General features: G+C 49.0%; 13 protein-coding genes. 7 read left to right on the forward strand and 6 right to left on the reverse strand.

What is annotated here, in order from left to right:
* Nucleotides 1-319: 319 nt before the first annotated feature.
* A complete protein-coding gene (locus tag M9H61_RS18240) occupies nt 320-5713 on the forward strand; it encodes an ATP-binding protein (protein ID WP_250282128.1) in 5394 nt (1797 codons plus the stop codon).
* A gap of 165 nt (nt 5714-5878) precedes the next feature.
* Here the strand turns inward: M9H61_RS18240 and M9H61_RS18245 are convergent, their stop codons facing one another.
* Both M9H61_RS18245 and M9H61_RS18250 read right to left on the reverse strand, forming a co-directional pair.
* Nucleotides 5879-6736, reverse strand: a complete 858-nt coding sequence (locus M9H61_RS18245) for an N-acyl homoserine lactonase family protein (RefSeq protein WP_068518834.1) — start codon at nt 6734-6736, stop codon at nt 5879-5881.
* 1 nt (nt 6737) lies between these two features.
* The gene (locus M9H61_RS18250) at nt 6738-7925 is read right to left on the reverse strand and encodes an MFS transporter (RefSeq protein WP_250282130.1); all 1188 of its coding nucleotides are present in this window, start codon (nt 7923-7925) and stop codon (nt 6738-6740) included.
* Nucleotides 7926-8109: 184 nt separating this feature from the next.
* On the opposite strand from M9H61_RS18250, the gene M9H61_RS18255 reads away from it, so the two are divergent.
* Complete coding sequence (locus M9H61_RS18255) at nt 8110-8679, forward strand: TetR/AcrR family transcriptional regulator (RefSeq protein ID WP_250282132.1); 570 nt, start codon at nt 8110-8112, stop codon at nt 8677-8679.
* Between the two features lie 41 nt (nt 8680-8720).
* Nucleotides 8721-9647: an AraC family transcriptional regulator gene (locus M9H61_RS18260; RefSeq protein WP_250282134.1), complete on the forward strand. Its 927-nt coding sequence runs from the start codon at nt 8721-8723 to the stop codon at nt 9645-9647.
* 70 nt (nt 9648-9717) lie between these two features.
* Here the strand turns inward: M9H61_RS18260 and M9H61_RS18265 are convergent, their stop codons facing one another.
* The 4 genes from M9H61_RS18265 to M9H61_RS18280 all read right to left on the reverse strand — a co-directional run bounded on the left by M9H61_RS18265 (nt 9718) and on the right by M9H61_RS18280 (nt 13318).
* Entirely contained in the window at nt 9718-10065 is a 348-nt protein-coding gene (locus tag M9H61_RS18265) for a carboxymuconolactone decarboxylase family protein (protein WP_250285075.1), read from the reverse strand.
* A gap of 195 nt (nt 10066-10260) precedes the next feature.
* Complete coding sequence (locus M9H61_RS18270; protein ID WP_250282136.1) at nt 10261-11532, reverse strand: MFS transporter; 1272 nt, start codon at nt 11530-11532, stop codon at nt 10261-10263.
* Nucleotides 11533-11591: 59 nt separating this feature from the next.
* Nucleotides 11592-12350, reverse strand: a complete 759-nt coding sequence (locus M9H61_RS18275) for an SDR family oxidoreductase (protein ID WP_114103839.1) — start codon at nt 12348-12350, stop codon at nt 11592-11594.
* Nucleotides 12351-12427: 77 nt separating this feature from the next.
* Nucleotides 12428-13318 (reverse strand): SDR family oxidoreductase, encoded by an 891-nt coding sequence (locus tag M9H61_RS18280; protein WP_250282137.1) that lies wholly within the window; start codon nt 13316-13318, stop codon nt 12428-12430.
* 24 nt (nt 13319-13342) lie between these two features.
* Between M9H61_RS18280 and M9H61_RS18285 the strand changes: the two genes are divergently transcribed.
* The 4 genes from M9H61_RS18285 to M9H61_RS18300 all read left to right on the forward strand — a co-directional run bounded on the left by M9H61_RS18285 (nt 13343) and on the right by M9H61_RS18300 (nt 17065).
* Nucleotides 13343-14329: a GlxA family transcriptional regulator gene (locus tag M9H61_RS18285; RefSeq protein WP_250282139.1), complete on the forward strand. Its 987-nt coding sequence runs from the start codon at nt 13343-13345 to the stop codon at nt 14327-14329.
* A gap of 177 nt (nt 14330-14506) precedes the next feature.
* Entirely contained in the window at nt 14507-15172 is a 666-nt protein-coding gene (locus tag M9H61_RS18290) for an SDR family oxidoreductase (RefSeq protein WP_250282141.1), read from the forward strand.
* A gap of 148 nt (nt 15173-15320) precedes the next feature.
* The gene (locus tag M9H61_RS18295) at nt 15321-16052 is read left to right on the forward strand and encodes a glycine betaine ABC transporter substrate-binding protein (protein WP_250282143.1); all 732 of its coding nucleotides are present in this window, start codon (nt 15321-15323) and stop codon (nt 16050-16052) included.
* A 59-nt stretch (nt 16053-16111) separates the two neighbouring features.
* Nucleotides 16112-17065, forward strand: a complete 954-nt coding sequence (locus M9H61_RS18300) for a DMT family transporter (protein ID WP_181846474.1) — start codon at nt 16112-16114, stop codon at nt 17063-17065.
* The last annotated feature ends 117 nt before the right edge of the window (nt 17066-17182 follow it).

Here is a 17182-nt window from a genome sequence, read left to right on the forward strand (position 1 = left end):
GTTTTTGTCATCTTTTGTGACAATCGATGACAACTTATCTGGCAATCGGAAATGCTAAGACATTGATTTCGCGGAAAGTCGAATGTCAGCTTTTGTGGCACCTGACACTGGTTTATTCGCCGAAGATAATTAATTGAGCTGTTCCAGTTAAACAGGAACCTCTGAATGATCTGCAGAGAGATGCTTTATGTTCTGCGATGATCAAATCTGATTTCTCAAGTGTTTCTCTTATCTGTTTCTCGCCATATAGTAGTTAATGATCTTGTGAACGCCTAATAGGCAAGCAAGCCCAAATGTAAGCTATCAAAAAGGTGAGGATTTGGTTCAATCTCCTGAACTGGCAGGTGGTGATGGTTTCAATTTTGAGGGGCAGGTCGCTTCGTTATACCTTTCTGCCCTTTTGGCAGAGGCGGAAGCGCCTGGGATTGAGAACGCTACGGTTTGCAAAGTTGCGTTTCAGCAAAGAGATTTTGGTCATCCGCTTGACGATGTAATTGTCGATTTCATTGATAACGTCGGTGAAAAAGCGCGCCTTAGCCTTCAAATCAAAAGAGAACTAAAAGTAAATAAAACTGCGAGTAATCGCGACTTCAGAGACATTGTCCGTGATTCGTGGGCATCACTAAATGATGATGGCTTTCGTGAAGGTATAGATCGCTTCGGGGCTGGCTTTGGTGATATGTCGCCAGCAAAGAAAAGAGATGTTTTGCGCTTGTGCGAATATGCCCGAGCAAGCAGCACTCTTGAGCATTTTGAGCAACGCTTTTCTGAGAATGGGAACGCTAGCAAGGACGTTCAAAAAGTTAAAGAGGACATCCATGCAGTACTTTCTGATAGTGCAGAAAGAGATGTTTCAAACGAAGAGCTGAGGCGATTTCTTGCTCACTTCGTTCTTGTGTCATTTGATTTTCTTCATGAGGGAGCTGTCACGCCTGCATTGGCCCTAGCTAACATCAGGTCGGCTATTGCAGACAGTGAATCTGGTAAGTGTTCATTGGTTTGGGCAAAGCTAAATAGCCTTGCTCGCCTCTCTGCAGGTGTGGCGGGCGAATTTGACCGTTCGGGAATTATCAGAGAGCTCTCCCCGATAGTGAGGCTGCGCGGCCGAGCAAGCTTTCAAGCTGACTTGAGAATACTGGGTGAGATTGCGAGTGGATTTGCGCTGGGGATTCAAAATGATGTCGGTGCTGTGAATCTGCCCAGAGTGGAATTGTCTAATGCTTTGGCTGAAAAGCTCGACGGGGCTGCCCGAATAATACAAGTGCGAGGGCTGCCAGGAACTGGCAAGTCAGTATTACTTCGTCAAAGTGTTCAAGATGCTCTTACAAACGGGCCAGTCTTATTCCTGAGGGGCGATCACCTAGAGTGTTCAAACTGGCGTCACTTTGCCACGGCGCATGGTATCTCCAACGCTGGTTTAACAGATCTATTGGTTGATTTAGGCGCTGTTGGGACACCAATATTTTATCTAGATGCTGCAGATCGCGTTACAACGGAAAACGAAGGAATTGTTCTCGATATATTCAACGCCATTTTTCAATCACCACTTTTGGACAATTGGAAGATTGTCATGTCGTTCCGCGATGGCGGTGTGGGAAGGGTGCAGAACTGGATCGAAAAAGTTACTAGCTCTCCAAACTTTGAGACGCTGACGGTCAAGGAATTCACTGACAAAGAATTGGAGGTGTTGGTCAAAAAGCATGATCACCTCAGAGTACTGTTTGCCGGATCCAAGCATTTTCAAGACATAGCGCGGCGCCCGTTCTTTACTAAAATACTTTTCCAGAGTGCTGCTTATTCAAAAAATAACGAAGATTTCTCTCCGTTGTCAGAGCTGGATCTAATAGAAAATTGGTGGGAGAGAGGTGGCTATAATTCATCAGCGAAACAGGTTGCAAAGAGGCAACGAGCGATTGTTGAACTAGGGGCAATCGCGGCTGAAAACCTGAGTAAACCAATTTCTTTATTTCGCTTGTCAGATTCTTCAAACGAATGTGTCCATCAGCTTGTTGAAGATGGAATCCTGCAGGTTATACGTCTGGGACACACTGTTCGCTTTGCACACGATATCTTTTTTGAGTGGGCATACTTTCAATTATTGGCAAGCCGTGACGATGATTGGTTAGATGCTGTTATTGCGTCAGGCGAGCCACCTGCACTGGCTCGTGTTGTTGAGCTAACGTCTCAATGGGAATACAAGAACAGTAATCGCTGGACGTGGCATCTAATGCGACTACAGGATTCTTCGGCTAGATCTCAATGGCTTCGCTCTTGGTTGCTGGGGCCAGTATTTACTCCAGATTTTGTGACTATTGAATCTGATTACGCCAAAATACTTTTTGACGGTGAGGGGCATTTTTTACACAAAGCTCTCGTGTGGTTCCAGGCTGAGAAAACAGCGCCAAATGCAGCTATCCTAGCTAGCGATACATCTGCCGAGCAGAAGCAGCTCTATGCCTATATGCTAGGGATACCCTCAGATTTCCTAGTATGGCGCAATTTTATAACTTTCCTATTGAAGCGTATTGAGGACATTCCAGTAAGGCTATACTCGGAATTGCTTTCTGTCTTTGAGGTCTGGCAGAATGCTCTTGCTGCAATTCCTAATGGCATTTCCCCCAAATTAATGAGTCTAGTCTCGTCTTGGATTGAGGAAATTGATTCTGAGCTTGATGATTGTCGAAACAGGAATGCCGACAGTCGTTGGTCCGAAGTCTCTGGGCTTGAAAGGTTCCGGGAGCGGCTGGCAAGTTTGCTCCTAAGTTCAGCTTGGGCCGACAGCCAATTTGCAAGACGATACTTAAACGGGTTGCTGGGTCCGGGAGTGCGACTAGAAAAAAAATACAAAGAGCTGCTCCCGTTTTCAGTGCTGTTGGCTCAAAAACTGCCTGAAGAGCTTGTAGAAGTAACCAAGAAATACTTGATGGATGAGCTTCCCGACGATTTGGTCAGAAGGCATCGTTCTGAGGGAGAAAAGGCACGTCAGTTTAGGGAGAAAGCTCGCGAAAAGGCCCGTGAAGAGAGGACCCGGGCAGAACAGCACGCTATAGATGTTCCTCCTAGCATCTTTCCTGCTCACAGCTTTAGCCACCATGACTGGGATCGGCTTTGCATTAAAAGTTGGTCAGGAGAATTCTCCCCACCATCCCCTGTACGGGAACCGTTTCACTCTCTATTCGAGCATTCGCCAGAAAATGCGATCAGGTTGGTTCGCGAACTTTGTAATCATTCTGTTGCAGCCTGGAAGCAACTCCACAAATACGATCATGAAAGAAAAGGTACTCCACTCGCTTTGGAGCTAGACTTCCCATGGGGCACTCAAGCTTTTTGGGGGAGTGACAGACACTATCTATGGTCGAGGGGAGAGTGGGCACCCGATCCCGTCGCTTGCGGCCTACAGGCGTTGGAAGAATGGAGTATTAGGGAAGTTGAAAAGGGCCGTGAAGTCGATGAACTGATTCGTGAGGTGGTGCAAGGGAATGAGAGCATTTCAGTTGTTGGAATTGCTGCAACAATTGCCTTGTATGGAAACCATGTTTCGGAGGTCACCTTTCCTTTGGTCACATCTCAACGTGTGTTGAGTTGTGACAATGATCGTTGGCGCAGAGATATAACACGCGGTTCGGAAGCTCTGATCGGCTTCGATGGTCGAAAAGACCAGGTACACATTGAGGAGATCAAGAAAGGAGCTGAGAGAAGCGTTCGACAAAAAGAGCTAAGTCAATTGCTACAACGCTTTTTCGTGTTCAGCAGTGGCAACCTTTCAGAGCGTGTGCGCGCAGCTGTGCTTGCGTTTCCCGATAAACTGCCTTTCCGGTACGAGGAGCATCGTAGCGATCACTCTGAGAAAGCGTATCTTGCAACCCAAGCGGATGAATACGCGGAACTGGTCGAAAACAAAAACTATGCGTTGTATAGAACAGATGTTCCCAACCGTATAGCGGTACAGCACACTAGTCCGTCTCAAGTTGAGAGATCGACATCCAGTGAGGCGCAACAAAGTCAAATCTATCTGGAAACAACCAGTCTTCTAGTTTGGGCAGACCAATCAATTAAGGCCGGCGTTTTGGATGAGCGTATATTAATCTCCGACGTTATTTCGCGGGCTCGAAGATTGGATGATGCTGAACTATTTGAAGCATTTGATACTGACAGATCTCGGCAAACACGTAATGCCGTATCTGCTGTTGCGGCAGTATTGATTGTATTTGAAAGCGTCAGCGAAATTATTGAAGACGATATTGACTGGGCAATTGGTGTTCTGATCAAGGCAACAGAGGCTCCAGAAAACAGATCCGAGTTTTGGACTCCAAAATCAATCGTGAGTTACCACCACCAGATCTACGCTGCTATTGGATTTTCTGCTGCCCTGCGAAGAGATCTCTCAGCATATCAAAAAATCATTCGCAGCTTATTGAAAATCATCACACACCCTTTGGAAGAAGTTTCTTCGCGTGCGCTTGAAGAGACCTTCAAGTTATGGGATGCCGATCCTCGTCTTGCATGGGCATCATTGCATCTCGCAATGATGCTTTGCCAAGGGCCGCGAGACGCAGATGATTGCAGAGGGCCGTTTGATCCCATCCACGACGAAAGTCATTTGGATGAAATGCTTGAGGAAGCCTTACGGTTCTACACTGAACTCGCCCCCGGATTCTGTGAGCTTCTTGTGCCAGAGCTGGCTTGGCGCAAAGTAAGCGTTTCCGAGATGCGACAGTTTCGGTTTGTAAGAGCAGATCATGATGATGCTGTTGACATGGAAACTGACACAATATGGGTTGAACCCGAACCGATCTGGCGTGCTGATTTCGCATCGAAAGTTTTGCCCCGTATCCCTGTAGAGAAGCTGTTGTCATCTTCAGCGAGAACAGAGTTTTTGAAGTTTTTATCTCGGCTAATAAAATGGAATATTGAGAAGGTTTGTCCTACCTGGGCAACATCTAGAGATGGGGGAAATCGGGCAGTTGGAGTTTTTGAGCTGACCAGTGCAGTTGGGGAAATCTTTGGTCGCGTAGCAGGCTATCTAACCTTCGACGAGATTGCGGAGATTTATCTAGATCCAGTGTCTAGGCTTGACGATAAGAGTTGTTGGCGATTTCTAACGCCATTTACTCAGTTCTACACCTGCGTGCATGTGCTTGACGCTGCAAAAGTTGCAGAGAACTCTTTAGCTGTTCTTGGTGCTGTGCTGGATAGATTCTTGCAATCGAAAACCTTTGATCAAACAAGGCCTCGTTCAGGACAGATATCAGGATTTGAGGAACCAGCTTTGGCTAGATGCCTTATGTTTGTCAAGGTGACGGATGCGAGCGGTGCTGCACGATTTGCAAATGGCGACTGGCAAGATTTAGAGAAGATTATGCCTCTCATTGATCGATATGCACGTGAGGTGGGCTGGTCAGAAGATGTGCTTTACCTGTTTCTAGATCTTTGTGAGCGTGCCAAAGAACATTATTCGCCTGAGGTGTTCGCGGATCAGGTACTCGCTATCGTAGATAAGAAATCTGGAAACTTGCTTCGCTGGCATGGAACAATGATTCCTGCACGAATTTCTCGTCTTATAAAATTTTTCTCAGACAAGTATTCGCCGCTTGAGTATGAGGTTGCGCAAAAGCTACTGCGCGTTCTCGATTTGCTTGTTGACCTAGGTGACCGACGTAGCGCAGCGTTACAGTTCGAAGCCGCTTTCAGAGAGGTTCGGCGCCCGAGATAGTTAGGTTGTAACAATTAAAATAGCTCAACTATTTTGTCATAATTCCGGGGATATGACTCAATTTGAATTCTTTTAGAGATTTAAAAAATTTATCGAGATGGTAGATTATGTTCAGATAAGGGCCGATCAAATTGATTGTGTGACCGGCCCTTGATTTGGGCGTTTCTACTGGTCCAAGAGTGTGTAGTTTTCAGCCTTGGTAACGTCGGCATGGCGGTTGTCGATCGCAGTAGGATAGAGACCGATTACCTTGCCGCCTTGGATGAGAGCGGGAACATCATGGCCAACCAAGAGGAATTTGCTGTCTGAAAGCGCTTTTTTAATCGCGGTTTTTTCCTGCAGCGTTGTCATGGCCCTGTTCCCGGTGATGGTTGGTTCAAGCAGAGCCTGATCAAGTAGCGGCGAGATAAGTTGGTCCTGAAGATTATAGGCAATGTCGCCCGCAATATTGACCATACCTTCCTCGGTCTCGACGAGAACCGAAATTGATCCAGGTGTATGCCCCCCGGAAAGACGCACAGCTACGCCGGGAATAACTTCTTCTTCGAAGCTTCCGTCCACGTCAAACAAGCGGATGGCGCCGGGGGTATAAAGCCGGTCAATTAGATGCTTCGTATCCGCCGCCGCGTACATAGCCGGGCCCATAAGGCCGGACGCAGCAAATTCAAGTTCGCGTCGTGCTAGTGCTACCGTCGTTGTCATGGGAAACAGGTCATCACCGCCAACGTGATCAATATGCGCATGGGTATGAACAATATATTTGATGTCGGAACGCTTTAGTCCGTGCTGGCTTAGGTGATAGTCGATCGTCATGGAGTCCTCGAGGATTCCATGCATGTTAAATGGTTGAAACTGCTCCATGTTGCGAGGGCCTGTGTCGACGAGGACGGGGGCTTCTCCACCCAGGATCAGAAATCCCAGGAACGGAATGGTTACTTTGGTGCCCGGGTTGCGGAAAAGTACCAGTCCGCTGGCATCCATCGTCAGTTCGCCGATCGTAATGGGATACACCTTTAGAGTCATTTTAGTCTCCGTGTGGATTGTTTGTAGTTGAGGAAATTGAACGTTTGAATGATATGTAAATAACTAAGAGTGACATTATCGATACAGATAACGTGATGAAGTAGATTGCAGAGGAGACATCGAAGTATTCGGATATTTTTCCGACCGCAATTGATGCAAATCCGGTGAATAAATAGGCAAAAACAAGAATTTTGTTGATTGTCTTTGAATTATTTTTTTCTGTTGATTTAAGGTTTATTATAGATATTGATCCGGAAAATTTTAGCGCATAGCCAATTCCAGATGAAAAACTGGAGGCGCTATAAAGAAAAATGCTTTGCTGATTTGCCGCAGCCACAAGAAGAGACATTCCGAAAATCGAAAAAACTGCGCCAATTCGGATGGCGGGAAAGCCGTCAGATTTTCTTGCGAAAAATGCACCCGCACCAATGGAAATGGCAAAGAAGCCAAGAACGAAACCGTTCAGTAAGCTGTTGGTTGACGCAAGCAACTGTTTGGCGACAGTGGCACCAAGTGCTGTGTAGGTCACGCCGTGCATATAAGCCGTTGTTACAGTAAGGATCAGCAATGCGAGCAATGGCTTGCTTATGTTCGACTCATCCTGGCCTGATTTTGCTTGAGGGTATTGAGGGGGGCTGTTCGTCGTGAGGATATACAAGGCAAAAACGGCAAGCAGGACGATGAACAAGAAAACAAATGGGTAATGCGCGGGCTGAGCGGTGAACTCCACAAAGGCGCCACCAGCAATAAAGGATGCAGAAAACCCGACTGATTGTGCTGCGATCGTGATTGTGCCAGCGCGTTGTTTGTTGGGGGACAACTCGATCAGTTCGGCCGCAGAGTAACCTGCAGACAAACCAACGCCGACACCCATGAAAACACGACCAACGAGTAGCCAGGCAAGGCTGTCTCCAATCGTAAACAGGAAAACACCAAGGGTCGATGCACCTAAGCCAATGCTGACGAGCTGTTCTCTTGAGAAGCGTTGCAGTGCGAAATTACTCAGTAACAGCAAAACACCGACGACAATCGGGTAGGTCCCGAAAACCAGCATCGTCTGCGTATAACTCAGATTCCATTGATCAATGTAGATCGGATAGACCATTGCCGGTGCTGCACTGGTCCAAAGCGTGTGTGCGACCACAGCTGCCGTGATCCATATGCGATATTTTGTGACGAGCCTGTCCATCTGTTTGTCCGTGGCTAGGAGGCGGCATTTATTTTGAACTGTTCGGTTCAAAATAAATGCATCGGAACCTTTTTTGTCAAGATCATTTTGAACTGATCAGTTTTTTAAAGGTTGTTTTTCGAGATGTTTTCGCTGAGTATACGCTTCCGTATCAGGCGCGAAAAAAAGCAGTGAGGACATTATTGTGGCACGTCCAAAGCAGTTCAATCGTACCAACGTGTTAGATAAAGCTATTCCGGTTTTTTGGATGTACGGCCTTGCGGGCGCAAGTCTCAGCCAACTTGAACAGGCCACAGGATTAAACCGGTCCAGCCTTTACGCAGAATTCTCAAGCAAGGAAGAATTGTTCAAAGAGGCGCTTAAACGATACGTAAGTTCTGGGCCTGCGCGCGAAATCCTGCTTTCAAAGCCGTTGGGCCTTAGCAATGTCGAGCGCTTTTTGAACGTTGCTCAGTGGTTTTCGGAAGATGCACGTGGATGCTTCTTCGTGAACTCTGTTCGTGATCTTGCCGAATTGCCCGGTTCAGTGGTGTCGCTGATCGCAGAGCAGGTAAAAGCTTACCAGTCTTTGATCGAACCAAACCTTCAGAATGTATCGACTTTTGTTTCGCCCAAGACATTGAGTGAAATTGTTTGGTCATACTTCGCAGGACTTATGCTTAAGGACAATTTTGCAAATACCGATCCGCAAACAAGGTCCGACGAAATACGGGCATTTGTTGATCTGCTCGCAGGGCGTGAACGCAATCAATAGATATAGGGTTCTGGCTCTGTTTCATCAAAAGAGTAAAAATTGTGGTCGATGCCGATATCTTTCGTGAACTCTCGGAATTCCTTCGGGTTCGTCCCGTCCTGGATGATTACTGTCTTTTTGGCGGAGACTGGCGTGCATTTCACGAACATGATTTGGAAGGGTGCGCGTATTTCCACTTGGTATTGGCAGGAAATTGCTTTCTTGAACGCCGGAACTGCGATCCAATTGCCTTATCGAAAGGCGATATTGTTTTGCTGCCGCATGGATCTGAACATTCCCTGGGTAGCGGAACTGACACAAGCAACAGCACCGTCATTACCGATGTCCGCCAAGATATCCGCATCAAAACAATCGAGGGCATTGACGTAACAACGAAACTTGTTTGCGGACGGCTCTTTTACAGCACCGGGGCCAGTGACTTTCTTGTCCGGCTATTGCCCGAAGTTGTTATTTCAAAAACAATTGCACTGGGCACGGGGTGTCGGCACGAATGGATTGTCTCCAATATCGCGACAGAAATTCAGGAGGGGCGCCCGGGCTGGTCAATCGTTGCGGCCAATTTTGCATCGGCACTTTTCACCATGGTTTTGCGCGATCATTTTGAAAGACATCCAGTTGCTGAAGGCGTTTTTTCTCTCCTTGCCAACAATCAGAGCCGCAAGGCGGTGATTGCTATGTTGCACAATCCAGCCCATCCGTGGTCGCTTGACGAACTGGCGGCTGTCTCTGTGACGTCAAGAGCCTCTCTTGTTCGTGCGTTTTCCAGAGCTGGCAACATAGCGCCGCTTGGTTTCCTGATGCGGCTCAGGCTCGGCATTGCACGTCAAAAGCTGTCATCTGGAAGTACTTCACTGGGCCAGATTGCCGAGGATGTCGGCTACCAGTCCGAAGCCGCATTCAGTCGGGCGTTTTTTCGGGAGTTCGGTGTTCGTCCCGGCCAATGGCGCGAATTTTCATCCAAAGCCTGATCTTTCCGTATAAACCGAAGGGCCGGTCATTCCAGAATGACCGGCCCTTACGAACGAAAACGGTTTTTCTTCAGTCCTGCGTTTCAGTAACCGCATCGAATGCGTCAAGAGTGCGTGTTGTGTAAACCAGTGCAGCACCAGCATTGACACTGATCGCGACGCTTAATGCTTCGGCGATTTCTTCTTTGGAAACGCCGAGTTTGGCAGCTTCTGCGCTATGAACTGTAATACAGCCGTCACACCGCAGACTGATCGCAACGGCCAGGGCAATGAGTTCTCGTGTTTTGGCGTCAAGGTGACCTGTTTTGGCGCCCGCGCCGCCAATGGTGGCATATCCTTTCACGGTATCCGGGCTCAGTTTTGCTACTTCTCCGACGCCAGACAACACTTGACCACGATATTCGTTCCAGTTGTGCATATGCATAATATTTCTCCAGATTTTGGAAGTTTAACCGTTTGATGGAGAAAAGATATCTGACGAAGTGCATCGGGAGAATGTCCGGGCGGATCATGTTTATGGCTGTGCGGATCAAAAAGAAATCAGCAAGACTGATATGGAAAAAGGCCTTACTCCGGTGGAGTAAGACCTTTGATGCGCAGGCTGCGTGCAAGCTTAACTGGCGCGCCTGGTTCCGAGGAATATTGCTAGTGCCACTATTTCCGATATGGCTGCGACAGCCCCGATTTGCCAGCTGTTTCCAGCAGCAATGACAATCGAGCCCATTGCACTTCCAAGAGAAAAGCCCGCATACATCACCGACGTGTTCAATGAAAGCGTGACAGAGGCTGTTTGTGGCCCGCCGGCATTGATCAGGTTTGCCATTTGCGCAGGGAAAAACGACCAAACCGTAATACCCCACAACGAAATCGCGGCCAGAACAGGAATGAATGCGATGTCTGGTGTAAGGGCGAGGGCGCTAAATGCCATTACGACAAATGCCAGGGCCAGTAAAAGCAACGATGGCACAATGACGCGTGGATAACCGATGCGATCTGTCAGCTTACCACCGATCAGGACACCCACGGCAGCAGAGGCTCCCCAAAGGCTGACCGTTGCACCAATACCGGTTTCTGCAAAATTCAGAGTTTGTGAGAGATATGGCGCGATAAAGGGGTAAGCAGTATATGCCCCCATTGCCCAGAATGCAGTGACGAAAAGCGGTTTCAGAACTGCGGGCGACGTTGCAACTTTCACTCTTTCGGCAAGGCCCGCGACGCGAATCTCGCGACCTGCATCCTTATTGACGCCCGCATATATCCCCGCAGCAGCAATCAGGGACATTCCGCCGACGGCAAAAAATGTTGCTCGCCATCCAAGAGCATGTCCGATCAGTGAACCGAGCGGCAGGCCGAGCGCAATCGCAATTGTCATCCCGCCACTGACGATTGCCAGTGCCTGTCCTCGTTTCTCGGGTCCGGCGATCGCGCCAGCCAATGCATTCGCGTTGGGCACATAAAGCCCGGATGCGATTGCAAGCAGTATTCTTGCGATCATCAGGCTCGAATAATCGCTGGAAAGCCACGCAAAGATATTGCCGGCAGTGAAGAGTGCCATTGACCAGAGCAAAACATTCCGGCGGTTCAGGTTTGCTGTTAGCACCGTCATGACGGGTGAACTAAGCGCAAGTGTGATTGTAAATACAGTAACCAACTGGGCAACCGTTGAAACGGAATGGCCAAAGTCGACAGCCATTTTGGGTAACAGCGGAGCGATCATGAAGCCTTCTGTGCCGATCGCGAATGTTCCCAATGCCATGCAGAGTATCGGCATCAATTCCTGGAGGGTGGCGGATCGCCTTTTCTTTTCGGAAAGATTTGAGACGCTTGCGGAGCTTGAATTTGCGGGGGCAAGTGATTTTGATGTGCAAACAGATTGATGTGTCATGGGGCGTATCCAACTAAAAAGTCCGGATTGGCCGACAAAGCCAACCCGGAACTGGGACATCAGACAGGGATCGGTTCGGCAATGAGTGCAGCATTGAAGTTATGCACGAACTCATGCTCATCCGGTCCGACGTTGGCACGGAAGGCTGCTGCGGCCTCGACCACCACTTCTGGTGTTTCTGTCGCCAGTCCCAGCATTGTTTGTTCGATGAAGCTTGTAAGATCCATTGCGCGCGGATCGTCGCTTTTCTTGATCAGATCGGTGTTCACCCAGGGCGGTGCAATTTCTTGTACACTCACCGATGTATCTCTGAGCATGAAGCGCAGCGACATCGAGTATGAGTGGATTGCAGCCTTTGAAGCCGAGTAAACCGCATTTCCTGCCAACGGCACGAAAGCGAGTACTGAGCTGTTATTGATGATTGTTGCGCGTTGCTGCGTTTTCAGATGTTCGACTAGTGCTGAGGTCATTCGCACAGGGCCGAGTACATTTGTCGTCAGAATCTGTTGGGAAACCGTGTCATCAACTGGTCCAGATACATCATCAAATGGCATGATACCGGCATTGTTGATGAGCACATTCAGGTTCGGATACTTGTTGATCAATTGCTTGGCAGCAGCATCGATACTGGCAATATCGTTGATATCGAGTTCGAGAGCATCCATGCCCGGGTTGGCTTTGGTGATTTCGTCTAAAAGACCTTTCCGCCGACCTGCGATGATTACCTTGTTGCCCAATTTGTGAAACGCCTCTGCCAGTCCGCGCCCGATACCGGATGTTCCGCCAGTGATGAAAATCGTGTTGTCGGTCATATGCATTTGCTTATTCCTTCGGAGTTTGTGCCCGACTTGAGCTGTTAAGCCGGTATTGCGTGATTATCTTGATTGACCTGGGGTCAAATTGCCGGGGTCAGTGCTTTTTCGCGGTAACGAGCACCTGGAGTGCTATGCGCAAACTTTTGGGAGAGTCTCTTGCGAGACGCCTCGAAATTGTCCCAGTCAATGCCACTTTGCAGCGGGGGAATTGTTACGACTTCGCCTTGGTCAAGTCCGGCCAGGGCTGCATCGACCATCACATCCGCACGCATGACCATTTCGTCAGGCATATTTGAGTGATGCATACCGGAGATTTCCCAAAATTCTGTCGCCGTTGCACCGGGAAGAACTGCTTGTACGCGGACGCCTTTATCGGCCAGTTCGTGATGCAGGGACTGCGTCAAAGCCAGTACATAGGCTTTCGTCGCACCGTATACGCCGTTGAGAATCTCAGGGCCAATCGCAACAATTGAAGAGATGTTGATAATTGTCCCTTCATTGCGCGAAGCAAATGCCGGAGCAGCAGCATATGTCAGTCGTGTAAGTGCCGTGACATTCAGGCCAATCATTTCCTCCATGCGGTTGATGTCGGCCGACAGAAGGGGGGCTACCGATCCGAACCCTGCATTATTGACGAGTACGGAGATGCTGCTGTCTGTCTTCAGAATGTGCTCAACATGTGCGGTGTCGGATTTTTTGCTGAGGTCTGCAGGCAGAACGTGAACGTAACGGCCGGTTTCCTCAGAAATGCTTTTTGCAATTGCATTAAGGCGGTCTTCGTTACGAGCAACCAAAACAAGGTCATAACCACGCTTAGCCAAACGGTCAGCGTAAATCGCACCAATACCTGCCGATGCTCCGGTAATCAGTGCAGTTCCTGCGGCGGATGAGTCAGACATTTCAAATTCCTCTGCGAAGTTGGTTTCGATGAGGATGACGATAAGCTTGATTTGCGATGTCTTGAATGTCATATTAACGTCGTTTTAGGACATAATTTGTCCGTTTTATCAATTTTACGTCTTTTTATGCCATCGGAGGGTGCGATGCTCAGTTTGGGGTTTATTCTGCACAGTGATTTTTCACCGATGGGACTTGCGGCCCTCACTGCGTTCGAACTGGCCAATGCGCAATCGGAAGAAAAGCTTTATGACGTGTCAATTCTGTCCGCGAATGGCGGACCGGTAAAAGGGTCAATAGGGTTTTCGATAGATACTGAATCTGTATCCGATCGATACTTCGATTTGTTAATTGTCAGCGGCAGTATGCAGCCACCAGGCACCGAAGTTGTCGATTTTCTTAAGACGGCGCCACGCTTTAGTCGCAGGATTGCTTCAATTTGTACCGGCGCATTCGTGCTTGCGGCGGCCGGTCTGCTTGATGGCCGACGTGCTACGACCCACTGGGCATATGCACAGCAAATGAAAGAGAATTATCCCAAGATCAAAGTCGAGGAAGACCTGATATTTATCAAGGATGGGCCAATCTGGACGTCTGCTGGAATGACGGCAGGGATAGATTTGGCGCTTGCGCTTATTGAGGAAGATTTCGGAGCAGATCTTGCGCGCCTGATTGCCAAGAAGCTGGTCATTTATCATCGCCGTGCCGGAGGACAGACGCAGCATTCTACGTTGTTGGAGCTGGAACCAAAGTCAGACCGCATCCAGAAAGTGCTCACTTATGCGCGGCGCAATCTGGAAAGCCGTCTTGACGTTGAAGAACTGGCCGGTGTTGCAAATCTGAGCCCAAGACAGTTCAGCCGTGCCTTTCGTACCGAAACCGGACAATCTCCTGCGAAAGCAATTGAAAATCTCAGGTTGGAGGTTGCACGCAGCTTGATGGAAGACACCAATCATTCAATCGATGAGGTAGCACGTCAAACTGGATTTTCAGATCGTGACCGCATGCGAAGGGCGTTCCTGCGGGCATTTGGTCAACCCCCGCAAACCATTCGCCGCGCGACCCGTACCGCAGCTGGCATATAAGGTTCCCTCCCTGATCTGCCAGGTTTCCGATGTCTGACGGACTGGCAATATAACGTGCAGATATGACCCGCATTCAAAAATGAATGCGGGTCATTCAGTGTTGGCTGTTTGCACGTTTGAACACTCGATCAATCATTGCCGAGTTCACTTCGATCATTTCGGAAATATGAGGAAGACATGAGTGATTCAATGCGGACTGTTATTTTGGGCGGCAGCACGGGCATCGGCAAGGCCATCGCCTCTGCACTCTCGCACCGGGGAGGCGATGTTTTTTCTCTTGGCAGGTCGAATGGTATAGACGTTGCAAGTGCGGCAAGCATCGAGGGATGGTTTCTTGCCAATGGTGAGGTTGATCATGTGATTTTTACCGCGGGCTCGCAGGCGCCAGCGGGTATGGTTACAGGGCTGGACATTGACGCTGCCAAAGCAGCTTTCGACGTAAAGTTCTGGGGGGCGGTACGGGTGGCGCAGACAGCTGCAAAATACATCCGCTCCGGTGGGACCCTTACTTTTACTTCTGGATTTCTGGCACGCAAAACGGTTCCGGGCACATTTGTTAAGACGACGATGAATGCCGCATTGGAAGCAGGTGTGAAGATCCTGGCACGGGAACTTGCGCCTGTTCGGGTCAATATCGTTAGCCCCGGTCTGACAGACACCGAAGCCTATAGCGGAATGGCAGCAAGTGATCGCGAACAAATGTTTGCAAGTGCAGCGAAATCGCTGCCGGTCGGCCGTGTCGCGTCACCAAAGGACGTTGCCAAAGGGTATCTGTTTGTAATCGACTGTGATTCGGTTACCGGGGCCGTGATTGATATTGACGGTGGCGCGCTCGTTAGCTGAACGGACGCAATTCCCGAACCCCGGGTTCTAGATTTCAATTCAGAGAGAAGACTGTTCCTGTCCGACGTTATTTTGGGTTTCGGCACTGTTTTCTCTCGCAGGATTCCAACTTGTCAGGATCGCCTTTGGTGATGAGAAAGGAAGCCGCATGGCCAAGTCATTGACCGTCGGGCACATCGATTTGTCGTTTCACAAGGCCAGCTGCCTTGAAGTGGAGAAAGTTCTCAAAAGGCATGGCTTTGAGGTTCAGCGACGGGCTGCCCCTCATGAAGACATGTTTGAATTGTTGAAAAATGACGAGATAGATCTGCTTGTGTCGGCATGGTTACCGACAAGTCATGATTTATATCTTCGTCCAATTGCAGACAAGGTTACCAAACTCACGGTGCTGTATGAGCCATACTGCATATGGGGTGTGCCGGACTATGTCAGTGAGCTTGAAGTTCGCTCGGTAGATGATCTCAAGAAACCTGCATCTCTCGACAGAATGGATAAGCTCATCCAGGGGATCAATCCGGGAGCCGGGATCAGCCGTTTTTCAGAAAAGATGATTGATAGCTATGGCCTGCGCCAATTTGGTTACCGCTTTAATGCGGGCTCTGAAGCCGATTGTTTCGACAGGTTTGAGCAGTTCTATGCAGCTCAACGGTGGCTTGTCATTCCGCTCTGGCACCCACAATACCTTCACAACCGATACAAGATCCGCGCACTTGAGGAGCCACAAGGTCTGTTGGGCGGTTCAGATCAGGCAACATTAGTTGTCCGTAATGCCGCAAAGGACAAGATCGGGCATTCCACGCTTAAGGCGCTTTCCGCGATGTATTTGGGAAATGCGAAAGTGAGCGCGTTGGACGATCAATTGCAGCGAGCACACGCATAAAGCAACCGGCTGCTTCCGGTTTTACCCAAAATTCCAATGCGTCAGGACACAAGCCAGTCATGTCCCAAATCCCAAATGCAGCATCTTGTGACACACCATTTCCGCAGCAAAAAACCAACAGTACAATGTCTTATACGGGCCTCTTTGGTCTTGTTCTCGCGATCCTGATCTGGGGGGCGAATTGGCCCGTGATGAAAACCGGACTGGAACATATAACGCCGCTTTGGTTTTCCAGTTTGCGTTTTCTGACTGGTGGTCTTTGTTTGTTGGTCTATCAACTGGCCAAAGGGGATGTTCGTGTGCCACGAGCAGCTGATCTGCCCTTCCTGCTTTCCGTAGGCTTGCTGCAAATGATGTTGTTTACGGCGCTCGGTGCGATTGCGATGACCCAACTGAGTGCGGGGCGCTCTGCAATGCTGAGCTATACAACGGCTGTCTGGGTAGCACCTATTTCCTTCTTTGTTTTTGGCGAAAGAATAACCACGCGAAAGCTTGCTTCGCTGCTGCTTGGTGCGCTGGGAGTCATCGTTCTCATGAGTCCTGCTGCGATTGACTGGTCAAATTCAGCAGTCCTGCATGCCAACATGATGCTCCTGGCCGGAGCCTTGTGCTGGGCAGTATGTATTATTCATCTGAGATACTTCAGAAGTCACACTTCCCCATATCATCTGGCACCTTGGCAGATGCTTTTGGCAGGCACCGCCTTATTGTTTGTCGCCTTGATGTTTGAAGGGCGATATTCGGGAGACGGCAGTAATACGCTGTGGCTTGCCTTGTTCTTCGTGGGGCCTTTGGCGACTGCTTTTTGCTTTTGTGCCGTAAACTTGGCGAGTACGCGTTTGGCCGCCAGCACCATGTCCACGGCAATGTTGGGAGTGCCTGTTACAGGCATTCTGGTATCGGCAATTGTTCTTGGTGAAGCAATCGGGAGCAGTCTTGTTTTTGGAGCTGCGGCGATCATTTCTGGCATCCTGATCAGTTCTGTGCCTCTGAGGCGGCGCAAAATCGTATAAATTCTATGCGCAATTATCCCGAGATATGATTGAATTGTTACTCCGCGTAAGAGTAGCACTAGGCAGGACGGAAGGTCGGATGACTGTGCCATCTTCTAGCATATCCGAATTCAGATG

This window comes from Thalassospira sp. GO-4, from assembly GCF_023588965.1.
Lineage (GTDB): Bacteria > Pseudomonadota > Alphaproteobacteria > Rhodospirillales > Thalassospiraceae > Thalassospira > Thalassospira povalilytica.

Coding starts and splice junctions, on each gene's coding strand:
- M9H61_RS18270 (WP_250282136.1), bottom strand. CDS start 11,532: ATGACACATCAATCTGTTTGCACATCAAAATCACTTGCCCCCGCAAAT.
- M9H61_RS18280 (WP_250282137.1), bottom strand. CDS start 13,318: ATGACATTCAAGACATCGCAAATCAAGCTTATCGTCATCCTCATCGAA.
- M9H61_RS18265 (WP_250285075.1), bottom strand. CDS start 10,065: ATGCACAACTGGAACGAATATCGTGGTCAAGTGTTGTCTGGCGTCGGA.
- M9H61_RS18275 (WP_114103839.1), bottom strand. CDS start 12,350: ATGCATATGACCGACAACACGATTTTCATCACTGGCGGAACATCCGGT.
- M9H61_RS18300 (WP_181846474.1), top strand. CDS start 16,112: ATGTCCCAAATCCCAAATGCAGCATCTTGTGACACACCATTTCCGCAG.
- M9H61_RS18250 (WP_250282130.1), bottom strand. CDS start 7,925: ATGGACAGGCTCGTCACAAAATATCGCATATGGATCACGGCAGCTGTG.
- M9H61_RS18290 (WP_250282141.1), top strand. CDS start 14,507: ATGAGTGATTCAATGCGGACTGTTATTTTGGGCGGCAGCACGGGCATC.
- M9H61_RS18245 (WP_068518834.1), bottom strand. CDS start 6,736: ATGACTCTAAAGGTGTATCCCATTACGATCGGCGAACTGACGATGGAT.
- M9H61_RS18295 (WP_250282143.1), top strand. CDS start 15,321: ATGGCCAAGTCATTGACCGTCGGGCACATCGATTTGTCGTTTCACAAG.